At 67.2% G+C, this 24,231-nt stretch carries 19 protein-coding genes; 14 read left to right on the top strand and 5 right to left on the bottom strand.

Annotation, left to right across the window (positions count from 1 at the left end):
- Nucleotides 1-25: 25 nt before the first annotated feature.
- Together BLV92_RS17750 and BLV92_RS17745 are read right to left on the bottom strand one after the other, a co-directional pair.
- On the bottom strand, nt 26-862 hold the full coding sequence (locus BLV92_RS17750) for an ATP-binding cassette domain-containing protein (protein WP_090551126.1): 837 nt from the start codon (nt 860-862) through the stop codon (nt 26-28).
- A 17-nt stretch (nt 863-879) separates the two neighbouring features.
- Complete coding sequence (locus BLV92_RS17745; protein WP_090547498.1) at nt 880-3,078, bottom strand: TonB-dependent siderophore receptor; 2,199 nt, start codon at nt 3,076-3,078, stop codon at nt 880-882.
- Nucleotides 3,079-3,338: 260 nt separating this feature from the next.
- Here BLV92_RS17745 and BLV92_RS17740 point away from each other — a divergent pair, with 260 nt between their 5' ends.
- Entirely contained in the window at nt 3,339-4,145 is an 807-nt protein-coding gene (locus BLV92_RS17740; protein WP_090547496.1) for a helix-turn-helix transcriptional regulator, read from the top strand.
- A gap of 158 nt (nt 4,146-4,303) precedes the next feature.
- On the opposite strand, the gene BLV92_RS17735 is transcribed toward BLV92_RS17740, so the two are convergent.
- Both BLV92_RS17735 and BLV92_RS17730 read right to left on the bottom strand, forming a co-directional pair.
- Entirely contained in the window at nt 4,304-5,401 is a 1,098-nt protein-coding gene (locus tag BLV92_RS17735; protein WP_090551125.1) for a CaiB/BaiF CoA transferase family protein, read from the bottom strand.
- 35 nt (nt 5,402-5,436) lie between these two features.
- Nucleotides 5,437-6,789, bottom strand: coding sequence for an MFS transporter (locus tag BLV92_RS17730; RefSeq protein ID WP_090547495.1), 1,353 nt, complete (start codon nt 6,787-6,789; stop codon nt 5,437-5,439).
- A 362-nt stretch (nt 6,790-7,151) separates the two neighbouring features.
- Here BLV92_RS17730 and BLV92_RS17725 point away from each other — a divergent pair, with 362 nt between their 5' ends.
- The 6 genes from BLV92_RS17725 to BLV92_RS17700 all read left to right on the top strand — a co-directional run bounded on the left by BLV92_RS17725 (nt 7,152) and on the right by BLV92_RS17700 (nt 13,375).
- Nucleotides 7,152-8,468 (top strand): Rieske 2Fe-2S domain-containing protein, encoded by a 1,317-nt coding sequence (locus tag BLV92_RS17725; RefSeq protein WP_090547493.1) that lies wholly within the window; start codon nt 7,152-7,154, stop codon nt 8,466-8,468.
- A gap of 22 nt (nt 8,469-8,490) precedes the next feature.
- Complete coding sequence (locus BLV92_RS17720; RefSeq protein ID WP_090547490.1) at nt 8,491-9,453, top strand: PDR/VanB family oxidoreductase; 963 nt, start codon at nt 8,491-8,493, stop codon at nt 9,451-9,453.
- A 68-nt stretch (nt 9,454-9,521) separates the two neighbouring features.
- Nucleotides 9,522-10,829 carry a CaiB/BaiF CoA transferase family protein gene (locus tag BLV92_RS17715; RefSeq protein WP_090547489.1) on the top strand — a complete coding sequence of 436 codons (1,308 nt, stop codon included), beginning with the start codon at nt 9,522-9,524 and terminating at the stop codon, nt 10,827-10,829.
- Nucleotides 10,826-12,007: a thiolase C-terminal domain-containing protein gene (locus BLV92_RS17710; RefSeq protein WP_090547487.1), complete on the top strand. Its 1,182-nt coding sequence runs from the start codon at nt 10,826-10,828 to the stop codon at nt 12,005-12,007. The genes BLV92_RS17715 and BLV92_RS17710 overlap by 4 nt, the downstream gene beginning before the upstream one ends.
- Nucleotides 12,004-12,468, top strand: coding sequence for a Zn-ribbon domain-containing OB-fold protein (locus BLV92_RS17705; RefSeq protein WP_090547486.1), 465 nt, complete (start codon nt 12,004-12,006; stop codon nt 12,466-12,468). Before BLV92_RS17710 ends, BLV92_RS17705 begins: the two co-directional genes overlap by 4 nt.
- A 145-nt stretch (nt 12,469-12,613) precedes the next feature.
- Nucleotides 12,614-13,375 carry a FadR/GntR family transcriptional regulator gene (locus BLV92_RS17700; RefSeq protein ID WP_090547484.1) on the top strand — a complete coding sequence of 254 codons (762 nt, stop codon included), beginning with the start codon at nt 12,614-12,616 and terminating at the stop codon, nt 13,373-13,375.
- Nucleotides 13,376-13,442: 67 nt separating this feature from the next.
- Here the strand turns inward: BLV92_RS17700 and BLV92_RS17695 are convergent, their stop codons facing one another.
- Nucleotides 13,443-14,675 carry a porin gene (locus tag BLV92_RS17695; RefSeq protein ID WP_090547483.1) on the bottom strand — a complete coding sequence of 411 codons (1,233 nt, stop codon included), beginning with the start codon at nt 14,673-14,675 and terminating at the stop codon, nt 13,443-13,445.
- Nucleotides 14,676-15,162: 487 nt separating this feature from the next.
- Here BLV92_RS17695 and BLV92_RS17690 point away from each other — a divergent pair, with 487 nt between their 5' ends.
- The 7 genes from BLV92_RS17690 to tldD are packed head-to-tail and all read left to right on the top strand — an operon-like array spanning nt 15,163 to nt 24,164.
- Nucleotides 15,163-17,481 (top strand): TonB-dependent siderophore receptor, encoded by a 2,319-nt coding sequence (locus BLV92_RS17690; protein WP_090547481.1) that lies wholly within the window; start codon nt 15,163-15,165, stop codon nt 17,479-17,481.
- Between the two features lie 7 nt (nt 17,482-17,488).
- On the top strand, nt 17,489-18,295 hold the full coding sequence (locus BLV92_RS17685) for an energy transducer TonB (protein WP_090547479.1): 807 nt from the start codon (nt 17,489-17,491) through the stop codon (nt 18,293-18,295).
- Nucleotides 18,296-18,323: 28 nt separating this feature from the next.
- On the top strand, nt 18,324-19,052 hold the full coding sequence (locus tag BLV92_RS17680) for a MotA/TolQ/ExbB proton channel family protein (protein WP_090547478.1): 729 nt from the start codon (nt 18,324-18,326) through the stop codon (nt 19,050-19,052).
- 1 nt (nt 19,053) lies between these two features.
- The gene (locus tag BLV92_RS17675) at nt 19,054-19,461 is read left to right on the top strand and encodes an ExbD/TolR family protein (protein ID WP_090547476.1); all 408 of its coding nucleotides are present in this window, start codon (nt 19,054-19,056) and stop codon (nt 19,459-19,461) included.
- 20 nt (nt 19,462-19,481) lie between these two features.
- Nucleotides 19,482-21,275: an ABC transporter ATP-binding protein/permease gene (locus BLV92_RS17670; protein ID WP_244283840.1), complete on the top strand. Its 1,794-nt coding sequence runs from the start codon at nt 19,482-19,484 to the stop codon at nt 21,273-21,275.
- Between the two features lie 22 nt (nt 21,276-21,297).
- Nucleotides 21,298-22,635: a thioredoxin family protein gene (locus tag BLV92_RS17665; RefSeq protein ID WP_090547473.1), complete on the top strand. Its 1,338-nt coding sequence runs from the start codon at nt 21,298-21,300 to the stop codon at nt 22,633-22,635.
- Between the two features lie 59 nt (nt 22,636-22,694).
- Nucleotides 22,695-24,164, top strand: coding sequence for a metalloprotease TldD (tldD, locus tag BLV92_RS17660; RefSeq protein ID WP_090547472.1), 1,470 nt, complete (start codon nt 22,695-22,697; stop codon nt 24,162-24,164).
- Nucleotides 24,165-24,231 lie beyond the last annotated feature (67 nt).

Raw genomic sequence — 24,231 nt, 5'->3', positions numbered from 1 at the left:
GCCCGCCGCTGCATCGTCGGCCCCTTCACCGCGCAACCGCAATCGGGCTGCCGCCGCGCGGGTGCGCGACGATATCCATCGGAATGCCGTAGATCGCTTCGAGCACGTCGGCCTGCATCAGTTGCGCCGGCGGCCCGGACGTCAGCAGCCGGCCGCTGTGCAGCGCGACGAGTTCGTCGCAGAAGCGGGCGGCGAGGTTGATGTCGTGCAGCACGATCACGACGGTCAGCGCATGGTCGTCGGTGAGCCGGCGCAACAGGCGCAGCACGTCGATCTGGTGGGTGATGTCGAGCGCCGAGATCGGTTCGTCGAGCAGCAGGCACGACGCGCGCTGCGCGACGAGCATCGCGAGCCACGCACGCTGCCGCTCGCCGCCCGACAGCGGATCGGCAAGCTGCGACGCGAAACGCGCCGTGTCCGTCACCTGCAATGCATCGTCGATCGTCGCGCGGTCTTCGTCGCGCAGACGGCCCAGCGCGCCATGCCACGGATAACGGCCGAGGGCGACGAGTTCGCGCACGGTCAGGCCGGTGGTCAGCGGCGGATGCTGCGGCAGATAGGCTACCCGCCGCGCGAATTCGCGCGCGGGCCACGCGCCGAGTTCGCGGCCCGCGAACCGGAGCGAGCCGCGCGACGGCGCCTGCTGCCGCGCCAGCAGCTTGAGCAGCGTGCTTTTCCCCGAGCCGTTGTGGCCGACGAGCGCGATCATGCGGCCCGCGCCCAGCGTGAGCGTGAGCCGTTGCAGCAGCGGGCGGCCGTCCACTTCGAACGACGCGTCTTCGATCTCGTACAACGCGGAGGCGTCCGCGCGTTCGTCTTGCCGTGCGCGATCCGCGAGGTCCGGCGTGCGTGCCGCCTGCATCGTGCTCATCCGTTGCCTCACCAGCGATAACGCGCGGTGGCGAGCACCTCGACGCCGTCACCGTAGGTACAGGTGCTCGCGCTGAAGCACGACGCCACGTACTGGCGATTGAACAGGTTGGTGCCGTTTAGCGACAGCAGCCAGTGACGCCCGGTGTCGTAATGAATCGCGGCGTCGACGAGCGTGACGGACGGCACGCGGATCGTATTCGACTCGTCATAGCTCGAACCGAGGTAGCGGATGCCGCCGCCGAAGCCGAGGCCGCGCAGCGAGCCGCCGTGCAGCGTGTAGTCGACCCACGCGGACGCGATGTTGCGCGGAATCCCCCATACCTGCTTGCCCTCTAGCGGGGTCGAGCCGCCGTCGAGCGTCGTCGCGGAGTCGTTCGAATCGGTCGTGACGTTGTTCAGGTACGTGTACGAAGCCGTGACGTTGAGGCTGTCCGACAGGCTCGCATGGCCTTCGAGTTCGAAGCCGCGTGCGCGTACCTGGCCGGCCTGGGTGCTGAAGCCGGGATGCTCGGGGTCGGACGTGAGGACGTTGCGCTCGCGCAGATCGAATGCGGATGCCGTGATGAAGCTGTTGTAGCCGCGCGGCTGGTACTTGATGCCCACCTCGTACTGCTCGGCGGTGGTCGGTTTCGCGGCCGAGCCGTCCGCGAGCACGCCGGCCTGCGGATCGAACGACTTCGCGAAGCTCGCATAAGGCGCGAGGCCGTTGTCGAACAGATACACGAGACCCGCGCGCCACGTGAACGCGCGCTCGGACTGCGACGTGTACGACGACGTCAGCGGATTGTTGTCGTCGGCCGACGCCCAGTCCTCGCGCACGCCGACGAGGAAACGCCACTTGTTCCATGCGAGCTGGTCCTGCGCATAGACGCCGAACTGCTTCATGCGGATGTTGTCGTCCGAGAACGCGTTCGGCATCGTCACGCCCGGATAGACCGGCGCGAACGGATCGAGCTGCGGCGCGGCGCCGAGGCCCACGCGCTCGCGATAGAGCACCCGCTGATAGTCGAAGCCGAACAGCGCCGTGTGGCTGACCGGACCGGTCGAGAATTTCGCCTGCGCCTGGTTGTCGACGGTGAAGAACTTCGCGCTCTCGTCGTTGAAGAACGAATAGCGGTTCAGCGTCGTGTCGGTGGCGTCCGCGAAACCGTTCGCGAACACGTTCGAGAACTCGTCGCGCACATAGGTGTAACGCAGGTTCTGGCGGACGGTCCACACGTCGTCGAAGCGGTGCTCGAACTCGTAGCCGACTGACGCCTGGGTCCGCGAATGCGAGTCGAAGTTCGGATCGCCGAGATTCGTGTGCGTCGAAATCTTGCCGTTGGGCGTGTCGAACAGACTGCCGACCGCCGGCACGAAGTTGTAGTAACCGACGTCGGGGTCGCGCTGGTACTTCGCGAGCAGGGTCAGCGTCGTGTTCGCGTCCGGCTTCCACGTGATCGCGGGCGCGATATAGACGTGCTTCTGCCTTGCATCGTCGACCTGGCTGTCGTTCTGGTTGGCGGTGCCCGTCAGGCGGTAGGAGAGGCTTCCATCCGGCGTGAGCGCGCCGCCGAGATCGAAGCCGCCTTCCACGCGGTTGTGGCTGCCGGTCGTGAAGAACACTTCGTGGACCGGCGTGGTGGTCGGCTGTTTGCTGACCAGGTTCGCGACGCCGCCCGGGTTCGCCTGCCCGTAGAGCACCGACGACGGCCCATGCAGCACGTCGATGCGCTCCAGCCCATAAGGATCGAAGCTCGGGATCGCGTAACCGAAACTGACGTCGCTCGGCATCCGCGCGCCGTCGAGAAACTGTTCGAGGTAGAAGCCGCGGCTCATCAGATAGGGCGCGCCGGCGGCCGACGCGCCGCGGATCTCCGACACGACGCTGGCCGTGTAGCGCAGCGCCTCGGTGACGGTCTGCGCGTTCTGATCGGTCATCTGATCGCGGGTGACGACCGAAACCGACTGGGGTGTTTCGATCAGCGGTGTGTCCGTTTTAGTGGCAGTCGTGGCAGAAACAGGTACATAACCGTCGGCGGTACCTGTGACGGTCTGATCGCGCTGGCTGCTCACCTTGACGGCCGGCAACTGCGTGGCCGAACCCGTTGCCGTGCCGCTGGACGGCGCGGTGCCGTCAGTCGCCTGCGCCATTGCGGCCGTGCCGCCGCCGAGTAAATAAAGCAGTAGCGCAAAGGCAGTCGTGCTGCCCACCCCGGTTTTCATACGGAAATCTCCATCTAGCATGAATGTTAATATAAGTGCGAATGATTCTTGTTAAAAAATTAAACGGCCTTCTGAAGGACTCTTGATGGTCCTCTGCGCATTCGAAGCTGGATGGGGACAAGCAGACAGGGAAGTACCGCTCAGGCGCTACTATAGCCGCGGTGTTCCGGCACCGTCCGGACAATCTTGGCAAGAATGCAGCCAAGGTTGTCGTGTTAAAAGAAAAAAGTGAAAATTGGTCGTTAAAACTGACAAGAGCCATGCCCAAACTTCAAACCTTCGGCGCGCTTCCCGGTGAGCGCAAGGTGATCGCGCAGTCGATCGACTACGACGACGGCACTCACGAAATCTCGCACGTCCATCACCGCCTGCAACTCGTTTACGCGACGACCGGCATCGTCCGCACGATGACGCCGCTCGGCCTCTGGACGCTGACGCCCGACCACGCGCTGCTGATCGGCTCGCAGATCGAACACGAACTGCATATGGTCGGCAAGGTGTCGATGCGCACGTTGTACATCGACCCGGCCGCGCTGCCGGTCAACGGCGTCGAATGCCGGCTGCTGCCGGTCGATGCGCTGTTGCGCGCGTCGATACTCGGCATGTTCGATCCCGCGCTGGACGAAGGCGAGGAGGAGTCCGGCGCCGGCACGACGCGCGAGACGCTGCTCGTGCCGCTGATCCTGCGGCTCCTCAAGCTCGCCTGCGCGCACGCGCCGGACAAGCGTTTGCCGCTGCCGGCGCATCCGCGTCTGCGCCGGATTTGCGAGCGTCTGATTGCGCAGCCGGCCAGCAACGACACGCTGGACGACTGGGCGGACGAGGTGGGCGCGAGCGCCCGCACGGTGGCGAGGCTGTTTCGTCAGGAGACCGGTATGACGTTCGGTCAATGGCGGGAGCAACTGCGACTCGCGGAAGCGATGTCGAAGCTGGAAGTGGGGCATTCGCTCGTGCGCATCGCGCAGGAACTCGGCTATGCGGATGTGCGCACGTTTTCGGCCATGTTCCGGCGCACGTTCGGATGCACGCCGCAGCAGTTTCAGAAACGCGGGACGGGTGAGGGGTGAGGGGGCGTGAGGCGGACTGAATCTACAGGTGTGCCGGCAGGTCGGAATAGCTGTTGTTATCGTCCAGACTGCGCCTGCTGGCGCAGTCTCGCCCCGGCCTGCCGGAAACCGGATGACCGCGATCCGGATATCCCGCCAACAGCGCACGCCAACAGCGTTCAGCTACCTGGCACGGCCGGCGCGTCCCACGCCGCAAGCACGGCCCCCACATCCTGCCGCGCCGACAGCGACCGCGTGGCACCCGGCGTCCGGCTGAAGCGCGGCGCGGGCGCCGGCTGCATGCTTCCGGCAAGCTCGACAAAGGTGCCCCGCTCGCGGATATGCGCATGGCTCCCTGCTTCGTCGAGACGCATCACGGGCGTCACGCACGCGTCCGAAGCGTCGAACACGGCTGCCCATTCATCGCGCGTCCGTTGAAGAAAGCGGCTCGCAAGCACCTGCCTGATCGTTTCCCAACCCGAGCGATCCTTTCGCGAAGGAAGGGCTTCCGGCGCAATGCCGAGCCGTTCCAGCAGTGCGTTCCAGAACGGCTCTTCGAGCGCGCCGACCGCCATGTACCGACCGTCCGCCGTCGCATAGGTCGTGTACCACGGCGCGCCGCCGTCCAGCAGATTCTCGCCGCGTCGGCCATTCCATCCGCGCTGCGTCTGCATCCGGCAAAACAGCGACATCAGCGTGGCGGAACCGTCGACCATCGCCGCGTCGACCACCTGGCCGGCCCCGCTGTTGCGAGCCTCGTGATACGCGCACAGCACGCCGAACGCGAGGAACATCGCGCCGCCGCCATAGTCGCCGACGAGGTTCAGCGGCGGCACCGGCGCACCGTCGCGGTTGCCGATCGCATCGAGCGCGCCGGTCAGCGCGATGTAGTTGATGTCGTGGCCGGCCGTCGCGGCGAGCGGCCCATGTTGTCCCCAGCCGGTCATCCGTCCGTAGACGAGCTTCGGATTGCGCGCGGCGCAGACGTCCGGGCCGAGCCCCAGTTTCTCCATCACGCCGGGCCGGTTTCCTTCCAGCAGGATGTCGGCGCTGGCCGCCAGGTTCAGCGCCGCGCCGCGGTCTCGTTCGTCCTTGAGATCGAGCGTGACCACCCGGCGGCCGCGAAGCATCACGTCGCGCGGATCGGGCGGCGCGGCCGGCCTCGCGACATGCACGACGTCCGCGCCCATGTCGGCCAGCAGCATCGCGCAGAACGGCACCGGGCCGAGCGCGGCGAATTCGAGCACCTTCAGTCCCGCCAGCGGCCCCGCGCTCATATCGTCGTTCCGTCGTTCTTCAGACATCGCGCCGCTCATGCGCCGGTATTCGTCGCGGCCAGTCTGCGGCCCGCGAACAGGATGCAGACCGCCGAGCCGACGAAGCTGGCCGCGATCACGACCATCCCGGCGGGAAGGCTGTGCATCTGCCCCTGCACGCGTCCGACGAGAATCGGGATGACCCAGCCGCCGAGAATCGCGCCGCACGAACTGATGATCGCAATGGCCGCCGGTTTTGCGCGCGTCGGCAGGTAGGTCTGCGGAATCGACCAGAAGATCGCGAGCGACGCATACACGCCGATGTTCGCGAGCATGAAGCCGACGATCGCGGTGCCGAGGTTGGCCGACACCGCCACCATCAGATAACCGGCCGCCGCGATCACCATGCACGCGACCGTGTGGTTCACGCGTTCCTTCCTGCGATCCGAGCGGCGCGACAGGAACGTCATCCCGACGATGCCGGCCAGCGGCGGCAGCGCGGCCACGAGTCCGATCGCGCCGAGCGACACGCCGTTGCCGTGCAGGATCTGCGGCGCCCATGCGCCGACCGTCGCATTGCCCGCGAAGATGCCGACGTAGCCGAGCGTCAGCACCCACAGCGCCGGGCGGGCCAGCACCGAGCGCAAGTCCGTCGGCAGGTGCGGCGCGGTCGCGGCGGTATCGGTGTCGTCGAGCTGCTTCTGCAGCCAGCGTTTTTCGTCGTCGCTCAGCCACTTCGCCTGGTGCGGACGGTCGGTCAGATAGAAGATGCCGAACACGCCGAGCGCGACCGCCGGCAGCCCTTCGAGCACGAACAGCCATTTCCAGCCGGGAATGCTCCACAGGCCGTCGAGCTGCATGATGGTGCCGGAGATCAGCGACGACACGACGTAGGCGGACGGGATCGCATACGTGAACATCGCGTTATAGCGCGCCCGATGATTCTGCGGAATCCAGTAGCTGAGAAACAGGAACACGCCCGGCGTGAGCCCGGCCTCCGCGATGCCGAGCAGGCCGCGCACGGTATAGAAGCTGTACGGGCCGGTGACGAACGCCATCGACATCGTGACGAGGCCGAACAGGATCGCGATTCTCGTCAGCGTCACGCGCGCGCCGTAGCGCGCGAGCGCGAGGTTGCTCGGCAGCTCGAACAGCGAATAACCGAGAAACAGGATGCCGACGCCGACCCCGTACATCTGCGGCGTGAGGCCGAGCTGCCGGTTCATCGAGAACGACGCGAAGCTCAGATTGCCGCGATCGAGCACCGACACCACGTAGAGCGCGATCAGATACCACATCATGCGTCGCCCGACGCGCGTGACGACGCGGTCGCCGTCGACCGCGCCCGACATCGGAATCGCATCGCCGGGGGATGCGGCAGCCGTGGCTGACTGGGGGGACACGCTCATGCTCTCTCCGTCTCCGTTCTTGTGTTATTGGGCCTGACTCACATTTGGTAGGACCGATTTGGTAGGCTCACTATAAGTCACCCGACCGGCGAGTCAAAGTCCGGGAAATCCCTGAACGATCCGTTGCGGGGCCGCGTTGTTTGCCCCTGAACCATGCCGGCAGGCGTCTGGATGAGAAAAATAACTCCGTGTTTTCATGGGTATATGCATGAATGACGGGCCGGAAAGGTGCCGGTGGATTCGCGCATTCCGTTGCAAAAAGGAGCGCCAAAGGCACGTAACCCGCTATCTATCCTGGTTGACCATCCGCCAAAACTTTTTATAATTGGTACCACCAATTTGGAAAACCAACGGAGACTTGAATGCTTTCTCTGGAAGACAACGAGACGCTCGTGCGCGTCGGCCCCGGCACGGCGATGGGTCAGTTCATGCGGCTTTACTGGATTCCGTTCCTGCCGTCGTCGGATCTCGCGGTCGACGGCCAGCCGCAGCGGGTGCGCCTGCTCGGGGAAGACCTCATCGCGTTCCGTGACAGCGAAGGCCGCGTCGGTCTCGTCGATCACGTGTGTCCGCATCGCGGCGCGCCGCTGATTTTCGGCCGCAACGAACGCTGCGGTCTGCGCTGCGTGTATCACGGCTGGCAGTTCGGCGTGGACGGCCGCGTGATGGATACGCCGGCCGAGCCGGAGGACAGCCGGCTGAAGGAGAAGGTGCGGATCAAGAGTTATCCGTGCCAGGAGCGCAACGGCATCGTGTGGGCGTATCTCGGCAACGCGGACCCGCTGCCGCCGCTGCCCAACGTCGAATGGAACAAGGTGCCCGCGGAGAACGTGCACGTGAGCTTCCGCGTGCAGGAGTGCAACTGGCTGCAGGCGGTCGAAGGCGAAATCGATTCCGCGCACGCGCCGATCCTGCACGGCCGGATCGACGCGCAAGGCGCGATCAACGACTGGGTGGCGAAACGCGATCTGCGGCCGCTGTTCGAATGCCAGCGGCGCGAGTTCGGCATCAGCATCGCGTCGCGCCGGATCCTCGACGACGAGCGTCACTACTGGCGCGTGAACCAGTTCCTGTTCCCGTTCTACACGCTGGTGCCGCCGCAGTCGCAATATCCGGAGCTGAGCGGGCACGCATGGGTGCCGATCGACGACGAGAACACGCTCTGCATCATGTTCTCGTATCACCCGTCGCAGCCGCTGTACGAAAAGACCCGGCGGATCTTCGAGGCCGGCCACGCGGGCCGCGAAACCGGTCATGCGAGCGCGAACGCGTTCGAACCGCGCCCGGTCACGCAGCCGTACGCGAAATACTGGACGAAGTACAACCTCGAATCGGGTTTCCAGTTCAACTACGACGCGCAGACGAAAACCTGGTTCTCCGGTCTGCCCGGGCTGTGGGTGCAGGACGCCGCGTGCCAGTCCGGGGTCGCGCCGGTCTACGACCGCCGCCACGAGAACCTCGGCATCAGCGATACCGGCATTGCGATGACGCGCCGCCTGCTGCTCGAAAACGTGCGGCGGCTGGCGTCCGCGCAAACCGCGCCCGCGCGTTACGACGACGCCGACCTGTGGATGGTCCGCGCGGTGTCGCTGACGCTGCCGTCCGGCGCATCGTGGCAAACCGACGGCGCGGAGCACATGGTCGCGCAGGTCGGCAAGGACTTCGGCTACACGCCGTGAACGAGAAACGGAAGACCCTGTCATGTCCAAGCCAGACGCCGCGCGCGTGAGCGTGCGGCTAAGCCGGATCCGCCTGGAGGCGGACGGCGTCGCATCGTATGAATTCCGTCCCGTCGAGGCGGTGGAACTGCCGGCGTTCGCGGCCGGCGCGCACATCGATCTGCTGCTGCCGGAGAACCGCGTCCGCAGTTATTCGCTCGTCAACGATCCCGCCGAACGTCATCGCTATGTGATCGCGGTGCAGCGCGACGACCACGGCCGCGGCGGCTCGCGCTGGATGCACGCGGTGCCGCGCGTCGGCGACCTCTTCGAGATCGCGCCGCCCGCCAACGACTTTCCGCTTCGCGACGACGCGCGCGAGTCGGTGTTTGTCTGCGGCGGCATCGGCATCACGCCGGTCGTGTCGATGATTCACCGGCTGAACCGGCTCGGCGGCGCGTGGCGGCTGCACTATGCGGCCCGTTCGCCGCAGCGCGCCGCGTACCTCGACGAACTCGCGCGCGCGGCCGGCGGCCGCGGGCGCGTGTCGCTGCATTTCGAGTCGGACGGCAACCGGCTCGACCTGCGCAGCATCGTCGACGCAGCGGCAAGCGACGCGCATCTGTACTGCTGCGGACCGCGCGGCATGATCGACGACTTCGTCGCGGTCTGCGCGCAGCGCCCGGCCGAACACGTGCATTACGAACGGTTCGCTGCGGCGAGCGAAAGCGCGACCGCGGGCGGCTTCGACGTGCTGCTGCATCGCTGCGGACGCCGCATTCCGGTCGCCGCCGGCAAGACGATCCTCGACGCGCTGCTCGACAACGGCGTGGACGTGCAGTACGCGTGCTCGTCAGGCGTGTGCGGGACCTGCAAGACGCGCGTGATCGACGGCACGCCGGACCATCGCGACGACTATCTGACCGACGCGGAGCGGCAGGCCAACAGCGCGATCATGGTGTGCTGCTCCGGGTCGCTGTCCGACACGCTGGTGCTGGACCTCTGAACTCTCCCGACTCTCACGATCCCAACCAGGGCGCGCGGCATCCGCGCTCGCGCCGCCAAGGAGCATTGATGTTATCCAGGCTCGAACAGGAATTCCCCGCCCACGAACCGCGTCCCGTCCATGCGCCGAAGGCGCTCGACGGCATCCGGATCGTGGACTTCACGCACTTCATCGCCGGCCCGTTCGCGACGATGATGCTCGCCGACATGGGCGCGGACGTCATCAAGGTCGAAGCGCCGGGACGCGGCGACGAGTTCCGCTACTATCCGCCCGCGCATCCGGCCGACGAAAGCCTCGGCGCGCCGTATCTATGGGCCAACCGCAACAAGCGCAGCATCGCGCTCGACCTGAAGTCGGACGACGGACGGCGCATCGCGCGCGAACTGATCGCGACCGCCGACATCGTCGCCGAGAATTTCTCGACCGGCGTGATGGAGCGCCTCGGGCTCGGTTACGAGGTCTGCCGGGAAGCGAATCCGCGGCTCATCTATTGCTCGGTGTCCGCATACGGCCGCGACGGCGCGTTCGCTGACCGGCTCGGGTTCGATCCGGTCGCGCAGGCCGAAAGCGGTTTCGTGTCGATGAACGGCTATCCGGACCGGCTCGGCGTGCGCGCGCTGTCGCCGGTGATGGACATCAGCACCGCGATGATGGCGTGCAACGCGATGCTCGGCGCGCTGGTCGCGCGCGAGCGCACCGGCCACGGCCAGGCGGTGGAGGTGTCGCTGTTCGACAATGCGGTGCTGATGACGGGTTATGCGACGTTGCAGCATCTGTTCACCGGCGAAGAGCCGCAGCGCCACGGCAACACGAGTCCGGACACGTGTCCGTCCGGCGTGTTCCAGGCAGCCGATGCGGCGTTCTACATCAATTGCGGGAACAACAAGATCTTCAACCGGCTCGTCACGCAGGTGCTGGAAATGCCGGAACTCGGCGCGGACCCGGTGCTGGCGGACCGCAACGGCCGCATCGCGCGGCGCGCGGAACTGTTCCGCATCCTCGACGACGCGTTCGCGAAACAGCCGTGGTCGCACTGGCAGCAGCGCATGCGCACCGCGTCGATTCCTTGCGGCGAGGTCCGCACCGTCGGCGAGGCGTTGCGCTCGGCCGAGGCGCGCGAACGGCGGCTCGTCAGCCGCATCGATCATCCGGAACTCGGATGGCTGCCGAACATCAGCCTGCCGTTCCGCTTTCACGGCACGCCGATCGCGGACCCGGCGCCCGCGCCGGGAATCGGCGAGCATACGCGCGAGATTCTCGGCGACATGCTCGGTTATCCGGCCGAGGCCGTCGGCGCGCTGCTGCAAAGCGGCGCCGCCTATAGTTGCCGCGGTTGCCGCGCCGACGACCCGCAAGCGGCGACCGTTTCATCATGAGCGAACGCACGCTACGCGGCAAGGTCGCGGTCGTCGGCGTCGGGGAAAGCGCGTACTACCGGTTCGGTAAGTCGCCCGATCCGGAATTCAGGCTTGTGCTTCAGGCGGTTCTCGCCGCCTGCCGCGATGCGCAGATGGACCCGCGCGACATCGACGGCTTCGCGTCCTATGCGAACGACCGCGCCGAGGCGACGCGGCTCGCGACGGCATTGGGCGTGCGGCAGCTCCGGTCCGCGACGATGCAGTGGGGCGGCGGAGGCGGCGGCTGCGCGGCGGCCGTCGCGAATGGAGCGGCGGCGATCGCAGGCGGGCTGGCCGACTGCGTGGTCGTCTATCGCGGACTCGCGCAGGGGCAATACGGCCGCTTCGGCCAGGCGGCCGACACGACGACGGTGTCGGGCGACATGGCTTACCAGATGCCGTACGGCGTGCTCGCGCCGCCGCAGAAGTTCGCGATGAAGGTCACGCGCTTCATGCATGACCACGGCGTGCGGCAGGAAGCGATGCGCGCGATTGCGCTCGCGTCCCAGCACCACGCGCAGGCCAATCCGCGCGCGGTGCGATACGGCAAGCCGCTGAGCGCGGAACAGTACGACGACGCGCGCTGGATCGTCGAGCCGTTCCGGCTGTTCGACTGCTGCATGGAGAACGACGGCGCGGCGGCGCTGCTGCTGGTGCCGGCCGAACGCGCGAAGGACTTTCCGAACCGGCCGGTGTATCTGCTCGGCGCGGCGGGCGGCGCGGGCTGGCGCGCGGCGGCGTCGCCGCACAACGGCCCGCAGTATGCGAGCGCCGGTTATGCGACGGTGGCCGCCGACCTGTACCGGATGGCGTGCGTCGGACCGGCGGACGTCGGCGTCGTGCAGTGTTACGAGAACTTCACCGGCGGCGTTGCGATGGCGCTTTCCGAACATGGCTTCTTCGCGCCCGAAGAAGCGAATGCGTTCCTCACGTTCGACAACCTGATCGCGCCGCACGGCGCGCTGCCGTTGAACACGAGCGGCGGCAATCTTGGCGAATGCTACGTGCACGGTTTCGAACTGCTCGTGGAAGCCGCGCGGCAGGTGCGCGGCACGTCGACGAGCCAGGCGCGGCGCCACGACGTCGCGCTCGTGATCGGCGGCCCGATGGTGTCGCCGGCAAGCAGCCTGCTGTTCGGCTCGGAGGCCGCACGATGACTTCATCCCCTGCATCCACTACGACGTTCTATCTGCCCGAAGGCCTGCCGGCGCCGGCGCCCGAGCCGGACGGACTGTCCGCGCCGTACTGGGACGGACTGCGCGAATCGCGGCTGCGCGTGCAGCGGTGCGCTCATTGCGGCACGTGGCAGTTCGGCCCCGAATGGATCTGTCACGGGTGCCATGCGTTCGATCCGGCCTGGCACGACGTCGAGCCGTCCGGCCGCATCTACAGTTGGGAACGCGTGTGGCATCCGTCGCATCCGGTTCTCGCGAACGCGACGCCGTACCTCGTCGTGCTCGTCGAACTGCCGCATGCGGGCAACGTGCGGATGATCGGCAACCTGCTCGGCGACCCCGCGCAGCCGGTCGAGATCGGCGCTTCGGTGCGCGGCGTCTTCGAGCATCACGGCGACGCGCCGAGGCCATACAGCCTGCTTCACTGGACCGTCGCCGGCTGACTCGCATGCGGCGCGTGCAGGACGCGGCGACGTGCGCCATGCCGGCCGCACACGCGGTCATGGCGCTTCCGAAGCCCGCTGATCCGGCACCCCGCATCTGTATAATCCTTTCATTGCCCCGAGCGGGTTCATTGGCCTCTGCAACATGGATCTGTCGTCGCCTATCACGCGTGAATCGACCTCGCGGTCGGAGCTTGTCGGCAAGATGCTCGCGTTCTTCAAGGAACGCGGCTACGAGAGCGGCGAACGGTTGCCGTCCGAGCGCGCGCTTGCCGAACGCTTCGGCGTCGGGCGCAATGCGCTGCGCGAGGCGTTGTCGACGCTGAGCGCGCTGCGGGTCGTCGAGTCCCGGCCGAACTCCGGCATCTATCTGCGCCGCATGTCCACGGACAGCAGCTTCGAGACGATCGTGCTGCTGACCGAAATGGGGTCCGAGCCGTCGATGAAGGAAGTGAAGGAGACGCTCGAAGTGCGCTGGGCGCTCGAAATGCGCGCGGTTCAGCTCGCGTGCGAGCGGCGCACCGAAGCGGACCTCGACAGCCTCGCGTCGATCATCGAGGCCACGCGCGCGGTGCTCGCGAACAAGGGCAACATTTCCGCGCAGGACACCGCGTTCCATATCGCGCTGGCGCGCAGCACGCACAACGACGTGCTGGTCCGTTTGCTGAATTCGTTCTATCGCATCTCCGAGAGCCGGCGCTTCGCGCTGTTCGCCGATCCCGAGCGCGGCGCGTTGTCGGCCGCGCAGCACGAGCGTCTGTACGAAGCGATCCGCAAACGCGACCTGAAGAAGGCGACCGCGATGATGGAAACGCACTTCGCTCGCGCCGTCGAAGCGTGGAGCGAAGTGCTCGGCGACGAAAAGGACCCGGAGCGCGACGGCAAGGCCGCACGCGCGACGAAGTAGTTCTTCGTTCGCGTGATTGCCTCACGCGCGAAGGCCGGCCGTTGCACGGCCGGCCTTTTTTGATCCCTCAGAACAGATGCAGGATGCCGAGCCTGACGAGCGCCTGCTTGTTGGTCGACGACGCGGTCAACTGCGTGATCGACGCAACCGCCGACTGGCCCAGCGAGTCGGTGCCGCTCGCCTGCTGGTAGATCGCGAGCGCATACAGTTCGGTGCGCTTCGACAGGAAATACGCGGCCGACAGTTCGCCCTGGTGATAGGTTGCCGATCCGTACTGGCCGACACTCGCCTTGCGCGTATAGCTGTACGCCGCGTTCACGCTGAAGGCGGACGTGAACGCCCAGGTCGCGTTGACTTCGCCGTTGTTGAACACGGCGGTGCCGCTGTAGTGCAGCGGATTCGGGCCGGAGGTCGCGTCGCCGAGATCGTCGAAGCTCAGATGCGAAACGGTCGCGCCGATCGTCGCCGCGCCGAATTTGTACTTCGCGCCGGCGACGGCGAGTTGCATCGAGCGCGCGGACGCAAACCCCGCATACAGCGTATTGGTCTGGCCGGCCGTGGCCGAACCGGCCGATCCCATGTTGTTCACCGTGTCGCCGCCTGAGTTGCCGTTCGTGCCGAAGTACGACAGGTTCGGGTTGCGCGCATTCAGGTAGCCGACCCCTGCGGACAGCGGCCCGTTCGCGTACGTGCCGCTCAGCGCCCACAACTGGTTGCGTCCCGTCGCGCCCGCGACGCCGCCGAGCGAATACATCGCGCCGAACACGAAGCCGCCGTATGACGTGCTTCTGAACTTGATGCTGTTGTTGATCCGGATCGAGTGGCCGAGGTCGTCGAGGTCGTCCGGATTCGCGCCCATGTGGCCGGGAATCTCGCCGGCCTGAGACAGCGGCGCGAGCATGTCGCTGACGATGCTGTACTGCCGCCCGAACGTCAGTTGCCCGTACGGATTCGCGAGCCCGACGAACGCCTGCCGCCCGAACAGCAGGCCGCCTTGCGCCAGTCCGCCGGTGTTGATGTTGAAGCCGTTTTCGAGCGTGAAGATCGCGCGCAGGCCGCCGCCGAGGTCCTCGCTGCCCTTCAGCCCCCAGCGGCTGCCGCCGATGCCGGTTGCGCCGTCCGACAGCGCGATCTGATGCTGGCCTTGCAACGCTCCCGCGCCGCTTCGTCCCGTCTGGACGTTGCTGACGTAGTTCACGCCCTGATCGATGAGCCCATACAGCGTCACGCTGCTTTGCGCGAATACCGGCGTCGTCATCATTCCAGCCATGGCTGCGCCAGCCAACAGTGGCTTTTTCATCTTGTCTCCAATGGTTCGAATTGTCGTGTGCGTTTCGCTCGCCGCCGGCTTGCGAAGGAACGCAATCGCGGCATCGCGAGGTGGACCCATCAAATTGGAAGTCCAAATTGGCACCACCAGATGCTAGGGTCTCGCCATGATTCATGTCAACGAATGGCGTACCTGGGAATACCCGTATCGCTTTTGTGGGGCGTGGCCATGGGAATTGGTGGGCCAATATGCTTGTCGCGGCCACCGGTAATAGGCGCTTTGCAGACAGGAGCGGGGAGGGACAGGGCCGGCTTGCGCGCCGCTATTGAGTGAACGCACGTACCGCGCATGACGGGCGGCGTTTAAAAAAACTATCGCCATCCGCAAATGAATTAAAAAAATTTACCACCCGCGACGGTACCGTTTCCTTCATCCGCTCGGCTTTAACAGTGAGGACTGCATCTCTGCCGGCAGTGCAGTGTGAAAGCGGGCCAACGGGATAGAAGGAAATTCACTCATGTTTTTCGGATGGAGTCAGAAGACGCTCGCATGCCGCGTCGTGTGGGTGGCCGCGAGCACGGCGAGCGCCGGGCTGTTCGCGCAGACGGCGATCAACCTGCCGGCGCAGCCGTTGTCGACAGCGTTGTCCCAGCTTGCGCGGGAACGCGGCGTCGATATTCTCGCGCCGGACGGCCTCGTCGCCGGCCGCAGCGCGCCGGCGGTGTCCGGCGCGTTGACGGTGCCGCAGGCGCTCGATCACCTGTTGTTGGGCAGCGGGCTGACGGCCCGCCAGCAGGATCCGCGGACCTTCGTGATCGAGACGTCGCCGCCGCCGCGCAAGGAGCCGGGCGCGAATGCCGCGCCCAGCGTGTTGCCGACCATCACGGTGACCGACAGCGCGGCGGAGCCGACGCGCGGTTTCATCGCGGAGTCCACGTCGACGGCCACGCGCACCGACACGCCGCTGTCGGAGATTCCGCAGTCGGTGCAGGTCGTGACCCAGGACGTCATCACGAGCCAGCAGGCCCAGTCGGTCGGCGACGTGCTGCGCAACGTCAGCAGCGTCACGATCTCGAATTCCGGCTCGACGTCGATCGGCGGCACGCCGACGATCCGCGGCATGTCGGCGTCCGTCACGCTCAACGGCGGGATGGGCCTCGGTTCGATGGCGGACTCCGCGCTCGCGCTGCCGACAGTTGCGCTCGCAAGCGTCGAGGTGCTGAAAGGCGCGAGCGCGATTCTGGCCGGCGCGGCGGACCCGGCCGGCATCGTCAACGTGAACCTCAAGCGTCCGCAGGCGGAACGGGTTCGCGAAACGACCGTGCAGGTCGGCTCGTACGGCGACTACATGGCCGCGCTCGATCTGGCCGGCGCGGTCACCGACGACAAGAAGCTCACCTATCGTTTCGTGGTGTCGGGACAGCGGGCGGGGCAGGACTTCACCGGCCACGACGGCAAGCGCGATTTTTATCTCGCGCCGTCGGTCGGCTGGCGCAGCGGCGGCACCGACCTGGTGGTCGGATTCGAGCAGCACACGGCCCGGCAGGCGCCGCCCGCGTGGACCTTCGCGCTGGCGGACGGCCCCGCGCCGCTCACGGCATTATCCGGCCGCGCGGACGACCATCTGTCCGTGAACAGCACGTCCGTCTATTACGACCTGAAGCAGAAGCTGACGCCCGCGCTGACGTTTCAGAGCAAGGCCCGCTACTACGCGGAGAAGAGCACGTACGACGCCTATTCGGCCATCCCGATCGCGATGCCCGGCTCGGACCCGCTGGCGATCTACGTCGGCTATCAGGACGAATTCCGCGGGCGGTCGTTCGATCTCGACAACAACCTGCAGGCGAAATTCAACACCGGCCCGATCAACCATACGCTGCTGGCGGGCGTGGCTTATTCGGTGTCGTGGTTTACGGCGCGCGGAAGTTCGGGCGGCATGACGTTCGGGACGTTCCCGCAGTCGGGCATGCCGCCGCTGAACGAAGTGGCGACGACGCCGGCGCCGTCGCTGTCGTCGGACCAGCACAACTTCCAGAACATCCTGTATTTCCAGGACCAGCTGAGGTGGGGGCGGCTCAACGTGCTCGCGAGCGTGAGCCGCGGCCAGGCGTGGTCCAACACGATGGCGTCGCAGAGCGCGTGGTCGCCGAACCTCGGGGTCGTGTACCAGCTCACCGACACGGTCGGGCTCTACGCGAACGCGCTGCGCAGCTTCAAGCCGCAGAACAACGTGCTGCTGGTGGGCGGCGCGGGCGCGCCGCCGTCCACCGGCCGTTCGGTGGAGGCCGGCGTCAAGCTGAATCTGCTCGACGATCGCCTGACCGGCTCGGTCTCCGTGTTTCGCGCGGCGCAGTACAACGTGCCGATGGGCGATCCGCTGCATCCGGGGTTTTCGTTTCTGTCGACCGGGATCATCAGCCGGGGCATCGAGGCGGACGTCGCCGGACGCCTGATGCCGGGCTGGAACGTCATCGCGAGCTACACGTACAGCAATCAGCCGCCGACCGCGACGAACAGCTTCAGCCAGTTGCCGAAACACGCCGTCAGCCTGTGGACGACCTACGACCTGCCGGGCGAGGCGCTGCACGGGTGGGGCGTCGGCGCGGGCGTGCTGGCGCGGTCCAGTTACGTGTCCTACGACATCGACGGCAACGAGCATTCGATACCCGGCCAGGCCCGCGTCGACGCGAGCGTTTATTACCACGCGAGGAACTGGAGCGCGACGCTCGGCGTGAAGAACCTGCTGAACCGGACGCTGTACGGCGACTACGCGACGTCGCTGGTGGAAGTCCTGCCGGGTCGGCTGATCTACCTCACCGCGGTCTACGATTTCTGAGGCGCCCATGGAGCCATTGTCGTCCCGCCTGCCGTGGCAGTCGCGTCCGTTGACCGGCCGCGCGATCCGGCCATCGATCCGGATGCGTTTCGGTCTCGGCACCGCGATTGCGCTCGCGCTGCTGCTGCACGGCCTCGCGCTGCTGACGCTCGTGCGCTACACGCCGACCTTGACGACGGAAGCCGCCGGCCGCCCGGCGTCGGGAACGAGCGTGCAGGTCACGCTGATTTCGGCGCCCGCGCCGACCCCAACGCCCGCGCCCGTCGAGCCGAAACCCGTCGAGCCGAAGCCAGTCGCCAAACCGCTGACGCCGCGGCACGCCGCGCCGCGCCGCGCGCCGGTGCTGGCTTCGGACCGGTCGCAGTCGCAGCACCGCGTGAACGTCGAGCCGGCACCCGACACGACGCCGGCTCCCGATGCGGTGGCCGAACCGTCCGCGCCGGCGACGCCCGCAGCCGCGACGACCTCGGCGGCCGCCGCGCAGAGCGCGCCGGCCGCGGCCAGCCGCGAACTCGATCTGCCGGGGTCGCAGGCGGTGAAGGACGTGGCCCGCATCGTCTGCCATTTCGGCCAGCCGCCTTATCCGTCGGTGGCGCGCCGGCTGCATCACGAAGGCACGGTGACGCTGCGCGTCACGATCGACGCCGCCGGCAAGCCGTCCCAGGTCGACGTGGACACCAGCAGCGGTTTCCCCGAACTCGATGCCGCCGCCGTGCAGACGCTGCGCGCCGGCCAGTGCGAGCCGTATCTCGACAACGGCCGGCCGGCCAGCGTGCGCGCCGTCCAGCCGCTGACCTTCAATCTGACCCACTGATTTCCCCGCCTTTCAGGAGAACCTCGTCATGCAATTCGGACTGAATGCCGTCTGGCAACAGGGCGACGCCATCACGCGCGCCATCATGTTGCTGCTCATCCTCATGTCGGTGCTGTCATGGGGCGTCATCTTCTACAAGGGGGCCGAGCTGATCCGCCTGAAGCGGCGCACGACGGCCGCCGAACGCAACTTCTGGCTGGCCGGTTCGCTCGCCGACGCGCAGGCGTCGCTCGGCCGCGCCGGACCGGGCAATCCGCATCTCGATCTGGTCGAAGCCGCGCACGGGGCGTATCGCAGCGCCCGCTCGGACGACATGCTCGCGCCCGACGAATGGCTGCACCGCTGCCTCGGCATCGCGCTCGACGACCATCTCGCGCGGCTCGCGGGCGGCCTCGGCGTGCTCGCGTCGATCGGCAGCACGTCGCCGTTCATCGGGCTGTTCGGCACCGTCTGGGGGATCTACCACGCGCTGGTCGGGATCAGCGCGGCGGGGCAGTCGAGCCTGTCGCAGGTCGCGGGTCCGGTCGGCGAATCGCTGGTGATGACCGCGTTCGGGCTGTTCGTCGCGATTCCGGCGGTGCTCGGCTACAACACGATCGCGCGCAACCATCGCGGCGTCGCGCACAAGCTGCACCGCTTCAGGCACGAGCTGCATTCGTTCTTCATGCGCGGCGAGCGCGGCCGTCCGAGCATGGGCACGAACATCGACCGCTCGTCGATCACCGTGACGTCGATCCTCGTCCAGCAGGAGGTGTGAGATGGCGGCTTCGTTCAACGAGCAGGACGACATGATTACCGAGATCAACATGACGCCGCTGATCGACGTGATGCTGGTGCTGCTGATCGTCTTCATGGTGACGCTGCCGGCGATCACGAACACCGTGAAGCTGGAGCTGCCGCGCGCGGACAGCGCGCCGAGCGAGAGCCAGCCGCAGCGCATCGAGCTGTCGGTGGACGCGGGCGGCGTGGTGATGTGGAACGCGCAGCCGGTCGACGAGGCCGCGCTGGCCGCGAAGCTGGCGGCCGCGGCCGGCCAGCAGCCGCAGCCGGCGTTGCAGTTGTACGCCGACCGCGCGACCCGCTACGAGGCGGTCGCGACGTTGCTGGCGGCGGCGCAGCGCGCGGGGCTCACCAACATCAACTTCATCACGTCGCCGAAGTCCTGACCGAATCCCGCGTGCAATCCGTGAAGCCATCTTCCCCACTTTCCGCGTCGTCGATCGTGCCGCCCGGCGGCACGCTGCGCGCGGCCGGGCGTCTCGCCTTTCCGATCCTCGCTTCGAGATTCAGGTGGCCGGCGCTGTCGCTGCTGGCCGTGTGCATCGGCCTGACGTTCGTCAGCAACCAGTTGCTGGTCGAACTCAACGCTTGGCACGGGCGGTTCATGGACGCGGTTCAGGCGTACAACGCCGCCGTGATGCCTTCGCTCGGGCTCGAACTGGCCGCGGTGATGGTCGGCATCGCGCTGTCCACCGTGCTGGAGAACCTGTCGCGGTCGACGCTGGAAATCGGCTGGCGACGCTGGCTCACCGAACGCCTGATCGACCGCTGGCTGTCGAACGGCGCGTTCTACCGGATCGAGCGCGATCAGCTGGTCGACAACCCCGATCAGCGCATCTCGCAGGACGTCGATCATTTCGTGTCGCACAGCTACAGCCTGAGCATCGGGCTCGTCGGCGCGGTGGTGAGCTTCGTCAGCTTCTCGTCGATCCTGTGGAGCAAGTCGGGGCCGGCCGATTTCACGGTGCTCGGCTGGACCATCGTGGTCCCGGGCTACATGTTCTGGGTCGCGCTGCTGTACGCGTTCGCGACTTCGTGCCTCGTCCACTGGGTCGGACGGCCGATGATGCGGCTCAACTTCGCGAAGGAGCGGGCCGAGGCCGACTGCCGCTTCATGATGACCGGCGTGCGCGAATACGCGGAGCAGATCGCGCTGTACGGCGGCGCGCCGACCGAAAGCCGCCGGCTGCGGCGCGGTTTCGACGCCGTGTGGCGCAACTCGTGGCAGATCGCGTTCTTCAACCTGCGGTTCTTTCCGCTGAACACCGTGCTGATGCACATCGCCGTGTTCGTGCCGACGTTCGCGGTGCTGCCGCGTTATCTGTCGCATGCCGTGACGCTCGGCGACATGGCGATGATGGCGTCGGCGTTCTCGACGCTGGTGCTGACGCTGTCGTGGTTCATCACGAACTACCAGGCGTTGCAGAACTTCCGCGTCATCGTCGCGCGCCTCGACGGGCTGGATCGCGCGACCGCCGCTACGGGCACCGCCGGGACCGCCGGCCATGCGACGGACGGCGAAGGAATCGCGCACGCGGCGACGGCCGGGCGCGGGCTGACCGTCACGGGCCTCACGCTGACGACGCCCGCCGGACGCACGCTGGCCCGCGATCTTTCGTTCACGCTGGCGCCGGGTGAACGCTGGCTGGTGCGCGGTCCGTCGGGCACCGGCAAGAGCACGCTGGTGCGCGCGCTCGCCGGCATCTGGCCGTATGGCAGCGGCACGGTCAGGATTCCGGACGGCGCGAGTCTGCTGTTCCTGTCGCAGAAGAACTATCTGCCGCCGGGCAGTCTCAGGGCCGCATTGAGCTATCCGTCGGGCGACGACGCGTTCTCCGATGCGCAGTGCCGCGACGCGCTGATGGCCTGCCAGCTCGCGCACTACTGCGGCCAGCTCGACGAACACGCGCCGTGGGGCCACCGGATGTCGCCCGGCGAGCAGCAGCGTCTCGCGATCGCGCGCGTTTTGCTGCAACGGCCCGACTACCTGTTGATGGACGAATCGACGAGCGCGCTCGACGCGGAGACCGAGCTTCATCTGTACGCGTTGCTGATCGAGCGGCTGCCGGACACGACGCTGTTCAGCGTCTCGCACCATCCGGCGCTGGACGTATTCCATACCCATGTATTGCACGTGCACGACGGCAGGTCCGCCCGGAACGGTTCCGCGCAGCCCGCCGTCGCTGTTCCCCTCAACTGAAACCGAAAGAAATACATTGACCATGAGCCTGTTGATTACCGACACCACCGACGCGACGTTCGAGCAGGACGTGCTGCAAGCCGGATCTCCGGTTCTGCTCGACTTCTGGGCGCCGTGGTGCAGCCCCTGCCTCGCGCTCAATCCCACGATGGAACGGCTGGCCGCGCTGTACGACGGCCGGGTCCGGATCGTCAAGCTGAACGTCGACGAGAACCCCGAAGTCGCGGCGCGCATGAACGTCCGTAGCATTCCGCGGCTGATGCTGTTCAGCCACGGCGAAGTGAAGCATGCGCAGGTCAGCCACTCGCAGGCGGCGATCAGGGCGCTGTTCGACGATCTGGTCGGAACGCATGCCGGCAGCGATGCCGCGGCCGACGCGCCGGCGCTGCCGGCCGTCGCGGTCGTGCCGAGCTTCGGCGGCGACCCGGCGCGCAAGGCCGATCTGCTGCGCCGTCTGCGCGACGCGGTGTTCGACGACGACCATCTGCCCGCGAACAGCGTGGAGACGGAAACCGGCGGGTTTGCCGACACCATCGGCGGTCCGGTGGTGCTCGGCAAGATGTTCACGGTGTTGTGGGACTGGCTTCGCGACGACCCGGCGACGAGCGCGCAGGCCGACGACGGGTTCGTCGCGCTGGTGGACGCGCTGCCGGTCGGCATCGACCTGCAGCGGCTGTCGCAGGTGATGATGAACTGGCTGCTGCACGACCCGGTGGTCGGCATCCGGCGCTACGCAGCGACCGCCTTCGCGCGCGCGCTGTGCGACCGGCTCGCCGCGCTGCATCGACGGGAGCTGAACGGCGAGCGCGTGCCGGACGCGGAGTGGTTGGCGCTGCAACGCGAGTTCGTCGCGGCCGGCGAATGGGCGGCGCGTCCCGACGCGCCGCCGCAGCACACGGATCAGGATCAGGACGCGTTGCGTCCGACGTTGGCCGATCTGCGGTTCGTCAAGATGGTCGAGGACAAGGTCTTGCCGCTCGTGGACAGCGACCTGCCGAATCTGCTGTTGCTGCTGTATTCGTTCGGGATGTCCGCCGCGATGGACGCGGGCAAGTGGACCGTGGAGGATCACCAGCAGAAGCAGGCCGTCTACGAAGCGACGTGGCAGGCGTTGTCGTCGTCGCTCGGCGAGGAGCCGTCGGACGACGACGCCGACGCGCTCGCGCAGTGGCGCGCCAAACGCAATGCGATCGAGGAGCAGGTGCGGCTGTCCATTCGCGATACGCATCCGGAGTTGCAGGCGCGCATCGACGGATGGGAGCGCGCGCAACGAGACGAATGCCGGTGGCTCGGCGACGCGGTGCGCGCGCAGTTCTTCGCGCTGTGCGCGTGCGCGCCGAAGATCGTCGCCGCCGGTTGAAGCGGGGTGAACGCGTTTCCGCGCCGTTTATCCCTGTCTATCACTCTTACCTTTCCGCCATGAACCTCATCGAACCCGGCCTCGGACACCTGGCCGTCGCGACCGATATCCTGCTTGCGCCGTACGGTCACGACGAAACCGTGCTTGGCGGCTTGCTGGCCGGCGTCTTCGCCGCTCGCGACTGCGACTACGCCGACCTTTATTTCCAGTTCACCCGCAACGAAGCGTGGACTCTCGAAAACGGCATCGTGCAGTCGGGCCGCTTCAGCATCGACCAGGGCGTCGGCGTGCGCGCGGTGTCGGGCGACCGCACGGCGTTCGCGTATTCCGACGACCTGACGCTCGCGGCGATCCGCCAGGCCGCCGCGGCGACCACGGCGATCGCGAAAGCCGGCGGCGGCGCGCAGAAGGTCCGGCCCGCGTCGGCGTTCAGGCCCGTGGCGGGCCGCGACCTGTACCGGGGCGTCGATCCGCTCGCGTCGCTCGACGCGGCCGCGAAGGTCGAGATCCTGACGCGCGTCGAGCAGATGGCGCGCAGTCGCGATCCGCGCATCCAGCAGGTGATGGCGAGCCTTGCGGGCACGTACGACGTGATGCTGGTCGCGCGCAGCGACGGCGTGATCGCGGCCGACGTGCGTCCGATGGTGCGGCTGTCCGTGATGGTGATCGCCGCGCAGGACGGCCGCCGCGGCGAGGGCGCGGGCGGCGGCGGCGGCCGCTTCGACTACGGCCGCTTCAGCGACGACGTGCTCGCGGGTTATGTCGACGAAGCGGTCCACGTCGCGCTGACCAACCTCGACGCGCGGCCCGCGCCGGCCGGCGCGATGACGGTCGTCCTCGGGCCGGGCCTGCCCGGCGTGCTGCTGCACGAAGCGGTCGGCCACGGCCTGGAGGGCGACGCGATCCGCAAGGGCTCGTCGGCGTTCGCGGGACGGCTCGGCGAGCGGGTCGCGGCGGCGGGCGTGACGGTGGTCGACGACGGCACGCTGCCGGAACATCGCGGCTCGCTCGGCATCGACGACGAAGGCAATCCGACCCAATGCACGACGCTGATCGAGGACGGCATCCTGACCGGCTACCTGCACGACACGTTGAGCGCGCGCCTGCTGAACGTGCCGGTGACGGGCAATGCGCGGCGCGAATCGTATGCCACGCTGCCGATGCCGCGCATGACCAACACGTACATGCTGAACGGCGACAAGGACCCGCGCGAGATCGTCGAGTCGGTGCAGCACGGGTTGTACGCGGCGAAATTCGGCGGCGGCCAGGTCGACATCACGACCGGCAATTTCGTGTTCTCCGCGTCCGAGGCGTACCTGATCGAGGACGGCCGGATCACGTATCCGGTGAAGGGCGCGACGCTGATCGGCAGCGGTCCGCAGGCGCTGAAGTACGTGAGCATGATCGGCAACGACATGGCGCTCGATCGCGGCGTGGGCGTATGCGGAAAACTCGGGCAGAGCGTGCCGGTGGGACTCGGCCAGCCGACGCTGCGGATCGATCAGATGACGGTCGGCGGCACGCGCTGACGCGTCGGCGGGCGTGCGCGTTCGCGTCTGCGGTGAAGTCGGCAACGCGCGCGCCGCCGCTTTTCCA

Origin of the sequence: Paraburkholderia caballeronis, from assembly GCF_900104845.1 — a bacterium.
Taxonomy (GTDB): domain Bacteria; phylum Pseudomonadota; class Gammaproteobacteria; order Burkholderiales; family Burkholderiaceae; genus Paraburkholderia; species Paraburkholderia caballeronis.
The sequence above is the reverse complement of the archived record's forward strand: the minus strand, read 5'-3'. Positions and strand labels throughout refer to the sequence as shown.